This is a genomic window from Streptomyces sp. 840.1 (genome assembly GCF_003751445.1).
Lineage (GTDB): Bacteria > Actinomycetota > Actinomycetes > Streptomycetales > Streptomycetaceae > Streptomyces.
In genome coordinates this window covers 1,404,168-1,417,876 of sequence record NZ_RJUU01000002.1, presented here as the reverse complement: position 1 = coordinate 1,417,876, position 13,709 = coordinate 1,404,168, and the positions used below count along the sequence as shown (strand labels likewise).

The window sequence follows — 13,709 nt, the reverse complement described above, 5'->3', positions numbered from 1 at the left end:
GTCCGGTTCCGCTTGTGTATGGTTTCCGGAGTCGGGTTCATCTTACGGAGGAGATTCCTGTGCCGATCACGGACGAGGGCCTGCACGGCCTTCGAGTACTGGTCACCGGCGGCAGCCGGGGCCTGGGCGCGGCGACGGTCCGCCGCTTCGTCACCGCGGGCGCGACGGTACTGACGGCCTCGCGCAGCCGGCCCCCGGAGGACACCGGTGCCACGTTCATCGCGGCCGACCTCTCGACGGAGGCCGGCGTGGCGGAGCTCGGCCGCCGAGTTGTCGACGGCGTGGGCGGAGTGGACGTCCTCGTGAACAACGCGGGCGCGGCGAGCGCACCGGCGCCGACCTTGAGCCGGTCGGACGAGTCCTGGCGGGCGGACCTGGAGATGAACCTCCTCAGCGCCGTACGACTGGACCGGGCGCTGGTGCCGGGGATGGTCGAGCGGGGTTCCGGCGTCGTCGTGCACGTCTCCTCGATCGCAAGCCAACTGCCGCAGCGCACGGAGGCGTCCTACGCCGCCGCCAAGGCCGCGCTCAACACCTACAGCCGTGAGCTGGCCACCGAGGTCGGCGAGCACGGGGTGCGCGTCGTGTGTGTCCTTCCCGGCTTCGTCGTCACCGAGGGCGCCACCAGCCACCTCCAGCACATGGCCGAGCAACGGGGCGTCCCCGCCGAGGAGGTCACTCGGCAGCTCGTGGATCACCTGAAGGTCCCCATGGGCCGCCCGGGAGACCCCGAGGACGTCGCCGAGATGATCGCCTTCCTCGCCTCCGGCCGGGCGAATTGGCTGACCGGAGCACAGTTCCGCGTCGACGGCGGCATCATCCCGACCGTCTGAGCAGCAACGTCACCGAACAGGAGACCCACATGCCACTCACCCTCAGCTCCGTGGTCATCGACGCCGCCGACATCGAGAAGGAGAGCGCCTTCTGGCACCGGCTGCTCGACGGCTCGATCACCCGCACGCCGACCCACCACTTCATCCGGGCCGCCGGCCTTCCGGTGCTCGTCGTCCAGTCCGCCCCCGGCCACGCCGCCCCGAACTGGCCGGACGGCACCTCCCAGCAGATGCACCTCGACTTCGGCGTCGAGGACCTCGCCGCAGCCGACCGTACGGCCACCGGGGCCGGCGCCACCCGGCTGCGGCCCACCGACGACATCACCCCGGACACCCGCACCGGCAGCAGGGTCTACGCCAGCCCGGCCGGGCACCCCTTCTGCCTGCGCCCGGCCTGAGAAGGGCTCGCGGTGGCGCTGGGGCCGGCAAGCGGTGGAGCCGGTACGGGACGACTCTCAGCCGCCGAGGATCCGCTCCCACAGCAGCGCGTCCCGCCAGCTCCCGTCGAGGAAGATCGAGGAGTGCGCGACGCCGTACGGGCTGAACCCGTTGCGGCGCAGCACCCGTTGTGACGGCAGATTCTCCAGATTGGTGGAGGCCTCGGCGCGGTGCAGCCCGAGTTCGTCCGTCATCACCCGCAGGGCGAGCTCTACGGCGCGCCCGGCGTGCCCTCGGTTCTGCGCGACGCTCGCGATCCAGTATCCGACGGAGCCCCGGCGCAGGTGCGGCTGCGGCAGGACGCCCCCGATGGTGACCTGCCCGATCACCTGGCCGCCGGCGAGCACAACGCCCGGCCAGACCGTGCCGGCCCGGTATCCGGCCAGCAGCCCGTCGATCCTCTCCGCCTGGCCCTCCGGGGTGAAGTAGTCGGCCGGCTGGGCCGGTTCCCACGGCCGGAAGGCCTCGACGTCCCGCACCCGGTGCGCAGCGATCGCGGCGGCGTCCGTCGGCTCGATCAGGCGGATCGCGGTGCTGCTGCCCATGACCTGGTCCTTGTCGCGACGCGTCGGATGAGACGGCCAGCCTAGGCCGTGCCGTGCCGGGCCGGCGGGCGGGCCCTCGGCCGGAGGTGCTCGTCCACCGCCGCCCGGCCTCGGCGACCGCACTCAACGACCGGCGAATTGTGTGGCGCGGGTCACATCGGCCCCGTGTCACGAACGGAGGAGGAACTTGCGTCTGGTGGTCGTTCGCAAGGCCCGGACGACCGACACGAAAGAGGCGGCAGAGCGATGAACGCGACAGAGACGCAGCAGCACGAGGTTCTGGTCCTGGGCGCCGGTTACGCCGGTCTCTGCGCCGCGATCCAACTCGCGGCCCGCACCAGGAAGCGTGGAAACGTGCACGTGACGCTGGTCAACCCCTGCGAGAACTTCACCGAACGGCTCCGGCTGCACATGAGCGCCACGGGTCAGGAGACGGCCGAGATGCACATCCGGGAGCTGCTGGAAGGGACCGGCGCCGACTTCGTCCGCGGCTGGGTCACCGCCGTGGACGCGGAGGCGAAGACCGTCCGGATCGACGACGACCGGGACCTCGCCTACGACACCCTGGTCTACGGTCTGGGGAGCGTCGCGGACACCGTCTCGGTGCCGGGCGTCGAGGCCCACGCCCACACCCTGAACGGCCCGCAGGACGCCGCGCTCCTCGCCGACCGGCTGGCCCGGCTCGACGGCGGGACGGTGGTGGTCGCCGGCAGCGGTCTCACCGGCGTCGAGGCCGCCGCGGAGATCGCCGAGCGCTACCCGGAGCTCCAGGTCGTGCTGCTGGGCCGGCGGGACCCCGGAGCGGGCATGCACCCGAAGGCCAAGGCCCACGTCGACGCGGCGCTCGCCCGGCTCGGAGTGACGGTACGCGCCGGCGCCGAGGTCACCAAGGTGCTGCCGGACAGCGTCGAGCTGGCGGACGGCTCCGGCATCCCGGCGGCCGCCGTGCTGTGGACCAGCGGGACCCGCGTCTCGCCGCTGGCGGCCGCCGCGGGCCTGAGCGTCGACGAGCGCGGCCGCGTGGTCACCGACAGCTCGCTGCGCTCCGTCTCCCACCCCGATGTTTACGCCGTCGGCGACGCGGCGGCGATCCGGCAGGGCTACGGCGTGATGCACGGGACCTGTCAGGGTGGCATGCCGACCGGCGTGCACGCGGCCCGCTCGATCCTGCGGACGCTGGCCGGCAAGGAACCCAGGCCCTTCCGCTTCGGTTACTACCACACACCCGTCAGCCTGGGCCGGGAAGACGGCGTCGTACAGTTCACCCACCCCGACGACAGCCCGCGCCGCGTCGTACTGACCGGAAAGCGGGCCGCGCGGTACAAGGAGACGGTCACCGCGTCGCCGTGGCCGACCTTCGCCCGTATGAAGAAGATGCCCGCCTCGGGCGCGATCTGGCCGCACGGCGGCCGCTACACCCGCATCCGGAGTGCCAAATGATCCAGCCGCAGCCGGCCGACCGTGACCAGCTCGCCTTCCAGCAGTACCGCACCCTGCTCTTCTCCGTCGCCTACCGCATCCTCGGCACCGCCGTCGATGCCGAGGACGTGGTCCAGGACGCCTGGCTCAAGTGGTCGGCGGCCGATCGTTCCCAGGTCGCCGACCCCAAGGCGTACCTGACCCGGATCGTCTCCAACCTTTCGATGGAGCTGCTCCGTTCGACCCGCCACCAGCGTGAGACGTATGTCGGGCCCTGGCTCCCCGAGCCGATCCTCACCGGCCCCGGCACCGCCGATGACGTCGCCGTGGCGGACTCGGTCTCCGTGGCCCTGCTCGTCGTCCTGGAGACGCTCAGTCCCCTGGAGCGTGCGGTCTTCGTACTGAAGGAGGTCTTCGCCTTCAGCTACGCGGAGATAGCGGAGGCGGTGGAGCGCGCCGAGCCCGCCGTCCGGCAGGCGGCGCACCGTGCCCGCGAGCACGTCCGGGCCCGACGTCCCCGGTTCACCACCGACCGCGCCGGCCAACGCGACGTGGCCGAGCGCTTCTTCGCCGCGGCCACGGGCGGTGACATCAACGCCCTCATGGAGTTGCTCTCACCCGACGTCACCCTGTGGACCGACGGCGGCGGCAAGGTCCGTCAGGCCCTCAAGCCGGTGGTGGGCGTGAAGGTCGTGGCGGGCTGGTTCGCCGCGCTCGGCACCGCGAGCTACCAGGGCGTCGAACCCAGTCGGATGCGGGCCGAGTTCACCTGGATCAACGGCGGACCGGGGGTGGTCTTCCACGGCCCGGACCGCGTGCTTGCCACGATGTCCTTCGACTTCGACCCGGAGGGCCGCATCGCGACCATCCACAACGTGGCCAACCCCGACAAGCTGCGCGCCGTCTCGGACGGCACCCTGCACGAACTCGCCTGAACCGCCCGGTCGGCACCGCGTCGGTGGCCCGCCCGCCACGCAGGGCCGGCCAGCTCCTCCGGCTCGCGCCTCGTTGCGACAGAACCCCTGGCCGGCCTCGATCCGGCCGGCCAGGGGTTCTGTCGGTCACAGGTACGGAGCCTGCGCCATGACTGTCGTCAGGCCTTCTCCTGCATGTCCCGTCGCGCGGGGTTGCCCTGTCCGGCGGCCTTGGGGTCCCGCTCCCCGGCCTTGGCGCGAACGCCTCGCTGGATGCGCTCGCCGATCGACTTGTCGATGTTGGACCAGTACTCGAACGCACGTAGCAGCACGGGCTCCGTCACGCCGTTGAGGAGATGCCCGACGACGTTGTCCACCAGGCGCTCGCGGGCCGCGTCGTCGAGGACCTCACGCACCATGGTGCCCGCCTGGCCCCAGTCGTCGTCCTCGGCGTGGGACACGTACGCGGTCCGGGTGATGTCCCCGTCGGCATACCAGCTGGGCGGGGTCCCGTACCGGGCGGTGTCCGCCTCGGGACCGCCCTTGGAGTTGGGCGCGTAGACGGGATCCGCGGTCTTGCGGTACGCCATCGCCCCGTCCTTGGAGTACGTGTTCACCGGGACGACGGGCGCGTTGACGGGGAGCTGCTGGTAGTTGCCGCCGATGCGGTGGCGGTGCGCGTCCGCGTAGGAGAACAGCCGCGCCAGCAGCATCCGGTCCGGGCTCGGGCCGATGCCGGGGACCAGGTTGTTCGGCTGGAAGGCCGCCTGCTCGATCTCGGCGTGGTTGTCGGTGGGGTTGCGGTCCAGCGTCATCCGGCCGACCTCGATCAGCGGATAGTCGCCGTGCGGCCACACCTTGGTCAGGTCGAACGGGTTGAACCGGTACTCCGCGGCGTCCTCGTACGGCATGACCTGCACGTGCAGTGTCCAGCTCGGGAATTCACCGTCGCGGATGTGCTCGAAGAGGTCCCGGGTGTGGTAGTCCGTGTCGGCGGACGCCATCTGGTCGCCCTCGTCCTGGGTGAAGAACTCGACACCCTGGTCGGTCTTGAAGTGGTACTTCACCCAGAAGCGCTCGCCCTGCGCGTTGATCCACATGTACGTGTGCGAGGTGTAGCCGTTCATGTGGCGCCAGGAGCGCGGGATGCCCCGGTCTCCCATGAGCCACGTGACCTGGTGGGCCGACTCGGGCGACAGGGTCCAGAAGTCCCACTGCATGTCGTGGTCGCGCAGGTTGTTGTCCGCGCGGCGCTTCTGGGACCGGATGAAGTGCTGGAACTTCATCGGGTCCTTCATGAAGAACACGGGGGTGTTGTTGCCCACCATGTCGTAGTTGCCTTCGCTGGTGTAGAACTTCAGCGCGAATCCACGCGGGTCACGCCAGGTGTCCGGGCTGCCGCGCTCGCCGGCGACCGTCGAGAACCGGGCCACCATCTCGGTCCTGGTCCCGGGCTGGAACACCGCCGCCTTGGTGAAGGCGCTCACATCACCGGTCACCTCGAAGTGCCCGAAGGCGCCGCTGCCCTTGGCGTGGGGCTGCCGTTCGGGAATCCTCTCCCGGTTGAACTGGGCCATCTGCTCGATCAGGTAGGAATCCTGCAGCAGGACCGGGCCACCCGGTCCGACCGTGAGCGAATGCTCGTCGCTCTCCACCGGGGCACCGGAATCAGTGGTGGTCGGCTCACGTGAAGTGTCGGTCATCGGGCTGCCTCCATCATCTTGCCTTCAGTCGAAGCGGTCACACGGTCCCGCCGGAAGCGGCGAAACGAAGTCGCGTCGGTTCGACTAGCCCGGAACGTAAGGTGTCAAACCTGGATCAAGCATCACATCGCTTCGTCGATCCCGCTCCTGCCCTGCCGCCTCCGGGAACCTCGGCGACAGCCACACCAGTCAACGTGCGCACCGCGTCCGCACCGGCTCCCACCGACGGTTCCCGCATCAGGCGCGCTCGGCCGAAGGAGTGCACCGGCCGCGGCCGAGCCCGGCCTCCGACCCGTTGGTACCTCGCGTGCCCGTCTTCGCACAGGGCAATCCATCACCTTCGGTCGCGTGCCGTCAGGCGCGGGCCGTGATGCTGCCGGCACGGGACGGTGACGTCCCCGGCGCGACGGGCGGGTCTCGCGCCGGGTACCCGTCCCGCGCTCCGGGACGAGGGCCTTCACGGTCGCACTGCTGGTTGTCGGGGCATTCACGACCCGGGCAGTATGTCTTCCTGTGAACCATGCTCTCTGCGGCCTCGCCGGCAACCCGGCTCTGCCTTTCGACCTGGTGCAGCGCCTGATCGCGGTCGCGGACGCGGACATCGCCGAGAGCCTGGCCGCTCGTGCGGACCTCGGCCACGGGCAGGCGGTCGCGCTGGCCGCCCGGGTCGGGGAGAGTGCGGTGCGGCTCGCGTACGAGGGTCTGCTGACCGCCGCCGACATCGACCCCGTCACGCAGCCGGAGGCCGCGCTCGCCCTGCTCGACCGGCAGGACGGTGCCCCGGAGTGGGCGAGGCTGTTCGCCGGGGACCCGGACGCCCGGCGCCGGGAGAAGCTGGCCGCCTGTCCCGGGCTTCCCGACGACGTACGGGAGAGGCTCGCCGCCGACCCGGACATACAGGTCGTCGCGGAACTCGCGCTGTGGACAACCGCCGACATGGCGGCCCGGCTCGCCCGTCATCCGCATGCGGAGGTCCGGCGAGCGGTCGCGGCCAACGAGGCCACGCCACCGGACGTGCTGGCCGCGCTCGCCACCGGTGAGGGGCTACCGCCGTTGGAGCGATGCCTGGTCTGCGACAGCGAGGCGACGCCCTTCGTACACGATCCGTACTGCCCCCGCCCCGACTGTGACCTGCGGTCCGGTGCCTCCTGCGACGGCTCCCACGAATCCACCGCGCACGAGATCGCCGGTCAGGTCCTGCGGAACCCCGCCACGCCTGTCGAGGCTCTCCTCCGGTACGCCGGCCACCCCTCCATGATGCTGCGTTGGGCGCTTGCCGCTCGCCCCGGCCTGCCGCCCGAGACAGCGGCGAGGCTCGCCGACGATCCCGTTCCCGGAGTCCGGGCCGATCTCGCGAAGAACCCGGCGATCAACGACACAGTCATCCGGAAGCTGGCCGCCGACCACGGTCACGACGTGCGGCGCGCGCTCGCGCACAACCCTCTGGTGCCGCTCGACGTACTCTCGCGTCTCGCGGCCACCGTCAAGATCGGGCCGACGCCCCTGCCGAGGATCTCCGCCGCCTCCCCCGCCGAGGCCGAGGAGCTGTCCCGTTCGGCGGTTCCCGCGCTGCGGATGCTCCTGGCCGAACGACGCGATCTGCCTCCCGGGCTCCGCGACAGGCTCGCCGCCGACCCGGACGCGAAGGTGGTCAACTCCATAGCGCCGCACCCGGGCTTCTCCGAGGACCAGCTGCGGATGATGATCGACCGGCACGGAACCAAGGTCGTCGCCAAGGTGGCGGCCAACCCGGACGCGCCGCCCGCCCTGCTGGAGGACCTGGCCGGCCGGCTGCCGCCGCCCCGCAAAGCGCTGCGCGAGATCGCCCGGCACCGCCGCGCGACGGGACCGGCGCTGCTCGCCTGCCTCACCGACAGCCGGGCCCGGCTGCCCGCCGCCCGGCACCCGGCCCTGCCGCCACGGACCATCGTCGAGCTGCTCGCCGCCGACGACCGGGAAGTGGTGGAGGCTGCCGCCGCCAACCCGTCGCTGCCGCAGGCCGTCATGCGGGACCTGGTGGGCAGGGCCGAACGGGCTGCGACGCCGCGTGCATGAGGCGAGCTGACACAGCGACGGCAGCGGGCGGACATCTCGCACCCTGCCCGGTGTCCGCGCCGAAGGGTCCGAAGGGTCCGAAGGGTCCGAAGGACCACCGCACCGCTCCGCCGCGCGGACGTCGCAGGAGGTCAGCCGAAGGGCGTGGCCGGGGGCCGCATGCCGAGCCATTGCTCAGCGTCCCAGGCCCGGAACCGCTCCACTTCGGTGAACCCCAGCTTGGCCGCGAGGCGCATCGAACCGACGTTGGCCGTCTGGGTGGCGAGTACCACCGGCTCGCCGGGAAGGACGCTGTCCAGCCAGTCGAGTGCCGCCGCGCACGACTCGGCCGCGTACCCGGCCCCCCACGCCTGCGGCAGGAACAGGTAGCCGAGATCGGCTTTCCCCACAGCAGCCGGGCGGTGCCGCTCCGACGCTCTCCTGAGCAGGATCTGGCCGATCATCACCCCGTCGAGGTCAACGGCGAAGCTTCCCGGCCACCGCTCGGGCACCTCGGGCATCTCGCGCTCGAGCTCGTCACGCGGCCGGGGGCCGCCGAGGTAGGTGTGCACCTCCGGTGAGGCGAGCAGCTCGATGAACGCCGCGCGGTCCTGAGCCCCGGGCTCACGCAGCACGAGCCGCTCCGTCCTGATCGGGGCAGGTGGCCAGGCGACGGGTCCGAGTTCAGTCATGCCCGCAAGCTATGCAACCGGTTCGGGGACGATCAAGCCTCGCGGCCCGGTCGGCCCACCGGCCCTGCCCCGCGCCACGGCCGTGTCGCCACAGCTGCGATCGCCGGCTGCCCGGTCTTCGGCCTCGGCCTCCACGTGCCGGTCGGCCGAACCTCCTCAGAGCGCCCGGAAGCGACGATTTCCGGCGCCGGACGGTCAACTCCCGAAGCTGGTACGGAAATCCCCTTGCTCAATGGTCAAGACTCGTTGACCATTGAGCGCATGCCAACCGAAGACGTTCCCGAGACGTTTCGCATCACCACTGACGAGCAGCTGCGCGCCGTCTCCAATCTCACGCGCCACCGCATCATGGCCGTGCTCCGCTTCGAGCCGACGACGATCACGCAGATCGCCGCGCGGGTGGGACTCGCGAAGGGGAGTTCCAGCTACCACGTGCGGCTGCTGGAGCGGGCCGGCCTGGTGAAGGTGGTGCGGACCCGGAAGGTGCGGGGGGTGACCGAGCGGTACTACGCGATGGCCGCACGGTCGATCCTTCTGCCGGATCCGGGAGAAGGGCAGCCGGACCTGCTGATGCGACACGCGGTCGCGGACCTGGAGGCGTCGCCCGTGAACGGCGCCCGGCACGTAGGAATGGCTCATCTGCGGCTCACCGAGGAGCAGTTCGCGGAGCTGGGGGCACGGGTGGAGGCTCTGGCGCACGAGTACCGGAAGCTGTCCGACCCCTCGCTGCCGGACGCGTCGCTCGTCTTCGCACTGTTCCGCCCCGCGCAGGGCAAGCAGGCCGAGGGGGAATCCAAGTGAGTACTGAGATAAGCAAGTTGCCGACCGGGTTCGGCCGGCTGTGGACCGCTCAGACCGTGTCCTCGCTCGGGGACGGCGTGACGCATGCCGCGCTGCCGCTGCTCGCGTTGACGTTGACGCGGGATCCGATGGCGCTCGCGGTCGTCACGGCCGCCGGCACTCTCCCGTGGCTGCTCTTCGGGGTGATCGGCGGCGCCCTGATGGACCGCTGGGACCGCCGGCGAACGATGTGGGTCGCGGACTCGGCCCGTGCGGTGCTGCTCGTGATTCCGGCAGTGGCCGCCGTGCTGGACTCGCTGAGCATTCCGCTGCTCGCGGCCGTAGCCTTCCTGCTGGGCCTCGGCGGGCTCTTCTTCGACACGTCCGCCACGGCCTATCTGCCCGATCTGCTCGGCCGCGACCCGGTACATCTGGAGCGGGCCAACTCCCGTCTGCGTGGGGCCCAGACCGCCATGTCCGGCTTCGTGGGGCCGCCTGCGGGCAGTGCGCTGCTCGCACTCGGGCGGTCGGTTCCGCTGCTCGCCGACGCGGTGTCGTTCGCGGTCTCCGCACTGCTCGTACGGACGCTGCCCGCCACACCGCGGCCTGCCGGCGGCGTCCGCGCGTCGCTGCTGCAGGAGGCGCGCGCCGGGGCTTCGTATGTCTTCCGGGACCGGTTGCTGCTGGGGCTCGCGCTCCGCCCGGCGGTCGGGAACGTGGCCTTCCTCGCCGTGGAGACCGTACTCGCCCTGTTCGCACGCGAACGTCTCGGCATCGGCACCTTCGGCTTCGGACTGCTCCTCACGGCGGAGGCCACCGGCGGGCTGCTCGGCGCGGGCATCGCTTCCTTCCTCGGCCGGCGACTCGGCACGGGCACCGCGCTGACCTGCACGGCCGCAGTCGAGGGGCTTGCCGTTCTGGGTCTTGCCGCCGCCCCGAATCCGTACGTGGCCGGGCTCGCGCTCGCCGTCTGCGGAGCGGGCATGGGCGCCACGATGGTGCTCGCACCCTCGCTGCGGCAGGCGATCGTCCCGGCCCACCTGATGGGCCGGGTCGCCTCCACCTCCCGCATGCTCGCGATGTGCGCAGCCCCGTTCGGCGCGTTCGTCGGTGGCTGGCTGGCCACCACGTACGACGTGCGCACCCCGCTCTACGCAGCTGCGGGCCTCCTCCTCGCGATGACGGCCCTGACCGCGACCATGACCAGCAACCGCCGGGTCGAGGCCGCGCTGCGCGGCGCCGCACCGGCCGACAGCCCGAGCCTGCCGGGACCCGGGGAAGCCGTTCGGGAAGGGGCACCCGAATCAGCGTGACCGCACAACGCCGCGGATTGCCGGAATCAGCGTTCGTAGGTGCCGGTCAGCCGGCCCCGGGCGAGGACGGGGACCGTGATGGAGGCCAGCAGTGCGCGGGGCCGGGCACGGTCGGGCGCCTTCGGGCCGGGATCGCTGTCCAGAGTGGCCGCGAGGGCGAACAGCTGGAAGGTGTAGCGGTGCGGTCCATGGCCCTTGATGGGTCCGGGGCCGTGGTAGCCCCGCCCGATGGTGGAGCGGAGGACCCGCACCCCGGCGGCCGGGTGCCGGGCGTCGAGGGCGCCGGGGCCGAGCTCCCCGGACGCCGGGTCCACGAGGGCGACGCAGTGCACGGCGGGCTTGGACAAGGGGACGTCGATGTCCTCCACGACCAGGAGCAGTTGGGCGGTTCCGGGTGGCGGCGCCGTCCAGGACAGATGGGGGGACAGGTTGTCGCCCCCGATGTTCTTCGCACCGTGCTGCAGCGGCATGGCCTCGCCGTGGGCGAAGTGCCGGCTGGTGAGGGTGAGCAGTTCGGGGCCCCGCAGACCGGGCAGGTTCCACGCCAGATGGGTCTCACCTGCCCGGCGGTTGCTGAGGAGTCGGCCGAGCAGGGTCATCGTGTCGCCTCCACCATGTCGATGACTGCGGCGGCGGTGGCGGTCTCGCCGATCCTGGGAAAGACGCGTTCGATGCTGTGCCGGTGGGCGTCGGGGTCGGGGTCGCTCATCGCATCGGTTGCCAGGACGACGTGGTAGCCGTAGTCGGAGGCCGAGCGTGCGGTCGACTCGACGCCTGCGCTGGTCGCGATGCCCGCGACCACGATCTGGGTGACGCCCAGGTCCCGCAGGAGGGTGTCGAGACCGGTGTCGTGGAACGCGCTGCGGCGCCGCTTGGTGATCAGGTGGTCGGTCGGCCGGACATCGAGTTCGTCGATGAGGTCGGCCCAGCCCGGCGACAGGGCACCGCTGCTCCCGGAGCGTCCGGCATCGGTACGTCCTGACGCGCGTCCGGTGACATTGACGAGGACCACGGGCAGGTCGTGACGCCGGAACCCGGCGGCCAGACGGGCCGCCTGCCCGACGGCGGTGGCTGTGGCGGTGGCGGTGGGCGGATTGCCGGCCAGGGCGGAGACGATGCCCATCTGCAGGTCGATCACGACGAGTGCGGGCCTGGGATCGATCGTTGTCAGTGTCATGCGGTTGTCTCTCCTGTGGATGCGGGCCGGTCCGCCGGGCCGGACGGCGCTGCGGTCTCGGCCGCCGAGCCGTCCCTGCCGTCGTACGGGCCGGAGGCGGCGCGGCTGGGCGTGTGGGGCGGGGTGGCGGACTTGTGCGGCACCGGGGGCTCGGTGGCGGGGCTGTTGCCCCGCAGGAAGGAGGCGATCGCGGCGAGCAGGGCCAGGGCGGCGCCGAAGGCGAACACGATGATCAGGCCGGAGTGGAAGGGCCCGGCGATCAGGGACGGGAAGAACTCACGACCCGTCAGAGCCTGTTGCTGCGCGGCAGTCAGATGGGTGAGGGCGCCGGTGGGCTGGAGCAGGTGCCCGACCGGATTGACACCGAGCTGGGCGGCGAAGAGCGAGGAGACCGGGGGCAGGCCGGCGACCTGGGTGGCGATGTGTGCCGGCACGCCCTGCTGCTGAAGGGCTCCGCTCAGGGTGTGCGGGAGACTGCCGGCCAGTCCGGCGATCATGAGGGAGAAGAACACGCCGATGGAGACGGCGGTACCGGAGTTCTGGAACGTGGCACGCATGCCGGAGGCGACGCCACGCAGCCTCGCGGGCACACTGCCCATGATCGACGAGGAGTTGGGCGAGGCGAACATGCCGCTCGCGATGCCGTTCACCGTGATCAGCGCCGCGAAGATCCAGTAGCTGAAGTCGATCGGGAGGAACATCAGGCCCAGGAAGCTGGCGCCGAACAGCAGCGCGCCGCCGGTGGCCAGGCCACGGGAGCCGATCCGGTCGGACAGATAGCCGGATACGGGGCCGGCGGCGAGGAACCCGGCAGTCAGCGGCAGCATGAAGATGCCGGCCCACAAGGGCGTGTCGCCGTAGTCGTAGCCGTGCAGCGGCAGCCAGATGCCCTGCAGCCAGATGATCAGCACGAACTGCATCCCGCCCCGGCCGATCGAGATGGCGAGGCCGGCCAGGTTGCCGAAGGTGAAGGCCCGCAGGCGGAAGAGACCCAGTTCGATCATCGGGGCGCAGACGCGGTTCTCGATGACGACGAATGCGGCCAGGAGGATCACTCCCCCGGTGATCAGCCCGTCGGCCAGCGGATTGGTCCAGCCCATGGTGTGCCCGCCGTACGGCTGCAGGCCGAAGGTGACCGCGATCAGGACGGCACTGAGCCCCACCGCGAAGGTGATGTTGCCCCACCAGTCGATGCGGCCGCCGCCGCGCCTTCCGCTCTCGCGCAGGGTGCGGTAGGCCCACAGCGTGAAGAACACCCCGACCGGAACGTTCACCCAGAACACCGCCCGCCAGTCCCAGGCCGACAGCAGTCCCCCGGCCACCAGACCGATGAACATCCCTGCCAGGGCGGCGACTTGGTTGATGCCCAGGGCGAATCCGCGCTGCTCCTCGGGAAACGCGTCGGTCAGGATCGCGGCCGAGTTCGCCGTCAGCATCGAACCGCCGACGGCCTGCACCAGGCGCCAGGCGATCAGCCACATCGCCCCGTGGCCCCCGTCGAAGGGGTCGAAGGACAGCAGTATCGAGGCGAGGGTGAAGACCGCGAAACCGGAGTTGTAGATCCGGACCCGGCCGTACATGTCCCCCAGCCGGCCCACCGTGACCACCAGGACGGCCTGGACGAGCCGGTACCCCATGATCATCCACAGCAGGTAGGCGATGTTGCCCGGGGCCAGCGGATCCAGGTGCACACCCCGGAAGATGGCCGGCAGGGCGATCAGCACGATGGAACCGTCCAACGCGGACATGAAGACCGCGGCGGTCGTATTCGTCAGTGCCGTCCACTTGTACCGGTCACCCGCCGAGCCGGGCCGCGCAAGCGTCTTGGACAGATCCGTCATCCGGCCGGCTCCTCGTGGTC

13 protein-coding genes are annotated in these 13,709 nt (G+C 71.2%); 7 read left to right on the top strand and 6 right to left on the bottom strand.

Annotated elements, in window-relative coordinates:
• Window positions 1-59: 59 nt before the first annotated feature.
• Window positions 60-833 carry an oxidoreductase gene (locus tag EDD93_RS32400; protein ID WP_123529272.1) on the top strand — a complete coding sequence of 258 codons (774 nt, stop codon included), beginning with the start codon at window positions 60-62 and terminating at the stop codon, window positions 831-833.
• A 29-nt stretch (window positions 834-862) separates the two neighbouring features.
• Window positions 863-1,231 carry a VOC family protein gene (locus tag EDD93_RS32395; RefSeq protein WP_123529270.1) on the top strand — a complete coding sequence of 123 codons (369 nt, stop codon included), beginning with the start codon at window positions 863-865 and terminating at the stop codon, window positions 1,229-1,231.
• A gap of 57 nt (window positions 1,232-1,288) precedes the next feature.
• On the opposite strand, the gene EDD93_RS32390 is transcribed toward EDD93_RS32395, so the two are convergent.
• On the bottom strand, window positions 1,289-1,816 hold the full coding sequence (locus EDD93_RS32390; RefSeq protein WP_123529268.1) for a GNAT family N-acetyltransferase: 528 nt from the start codon (window positions 1,814-1,816) through the stop codon (window positions 1,289-1,291).
• Between the two features lie 246 nt (window positions 1,817-2,062).
• On the opposite strand from EDD93_RS32390, the gene EDD93_RS32385 reads away from it, so the two are divergent.
• Window positions 2,063-3,256: an NAD(P)/FAD-dependent oxidoreductase gene (locus tag EDD93_RS32385; RefSeq protein WP_123529266.1), complete on the top strand. Its 1,194-nt coding sequence runs from the start codon at window positions 2,063-2,065 to the stop codon at window positions 3,254-3,256.
• On the top strand, window positions 3,253-4,170 hold the full coding sequence (locus tag EDD93_RS32380) for an RNA polymerase sigma-70 factor (RefSeq protein ID WP_123529264.1): 918 nt from the start codon (window positions 3,253-3,255) through the stop codon (window positions 4,168-4,170). The genes EDD93_RS32385 and EDD93_RS32380 overlap by 4 nt, the downstream gene beginning before the upstream one ends.
• A 158-nt stretch (window positions 4,171-4,328) precedes the next feature.
• Here the strand turns inward: EDD93_RS32380 and EDD93_RS32375 are convergent, their stop codons facing one another.
• Window positions 4,329-5,852, bottom strand: coding sequence for a catalase (locus EDD93_RS32375; RefSeq protein ID WP_123529262.1), 1,524 nt, complete (start codon window positions 5,850-5,852; stop codon window positions 4,329-4,331).
• Between the two features lie 513 nt (window positions 5,853-6,365).
• Here EDD93_RS32375 and EDD93_RS32370 point away from each other — a divergent pair.
• Window positions 6,366-7,907, top strand: coding sequence for a hypothetical protein (locus EDD93_RS32370; RefSeq protein ID WP_123529260.1), 1,542 nt, complete (start codon window positions 6,366-6,368; stop codon window positions 7,905-7,907).
• Window positions 7,908-8,038: 131 nt separating this feature from the next.
• Here the strand turns inward: EDD93_RS32370 and EDD93_RS32365 are convergent, their stop codons facing one another.
• Complete coding sequence (locus EDD93_RS32365) at window positions 8,039-8,578, bottom strand: GNAT family N-acetyltransferase (protein ID WP_123529258.1); 540 nt, start codon at window positions 8,576-8,578, stop codon at window positions 8,039-8,041.
• Between the two features lie 261 nt (window positions 8,579-8,839).
• Here EDD93_RS32365 and EDD93_RS32360 point away from each other — a divergent pair, with 261 nt between their 5' ends.
• Together EDD93_RS32360 and EDD93_RS32355 are read left to right on the top strand one after the other, a co-directional pair.
• Entirely contained in the window at window positions 8,840-9,379 is a 540-nt protein-coding gene (locus EDD93_RS32360; RefSeq protein ID WP_123529256.1) for a transcriptional regulator, read from the top strand.
• Between the two features lie 17 nt (window positions 9,380-9,396).
• A complete protein-coding gene (locus EDD93_RS32355) occupies window positions 9,397-10,671 on the top strand; it encodes an MFS transporter (protein ID WP_398905884.1) in 1,275 nt (424 codons plus the stop codon).
• Between the two features lie 26 nt (window positions 10,672-10,697).
• Here the strand turns inward: EDD93_RS32355 and EDD93_RS32350 are convergent, their stop codons facing one another.
• Genes EDD93_RS32350 through EDD93_RS32340 form a run of 3 tightly spaced genes read right to left on the bottom strand, consistent with a single transcriptional unit; the run spans window position 10,698 to window position 13,689 of the window.
• Complete coding sequence (locus tag EDD93_RS32350; RefSeq protein WP_123529252.1) at window positions 10,698-11,270, bottom strand: YbhB/YbcL family Raf kinase inhibitor-like protein; 573 nt, start codon at window positions 11,268-11,270, stop codon at window positions 10,698-10,700.
• Window positions 11,267-11,848 carry a cysteine hydrolase family protein gene (locus tag EDD93_RS32345; RefSeq protein ID WP_123529250.1) on the bottom strand — a complete coding sequence of 194 codons (582 nt, stop codon included), beginning with the start codon at window positions 11,846-11,848 and terminating at the stop codon, window positions 11,267-11,269. The genes EDD93_RS32350 and EDD93_RS32345 overlap by 4 nt, the downstream gene beginning before the upstream one ends.
• On the bottom strand, window positions 11,845-13,689 hold the full coding sequence (locus tag EDD93_RS32340) for an MFS transporter (RefSeq protein ID WP_123529247.1): 1,845 nt from the start codon (window positions 13,687-13,689) through the stop codon (window positions 11,845-11,847). Before EDD93_RS32340 ends, EDD93_RS32345 begins: the two co-directional genes overlap by 4 nt.
• Window positions 13,690-13,709: the final 20 nt, after the last annotated feature.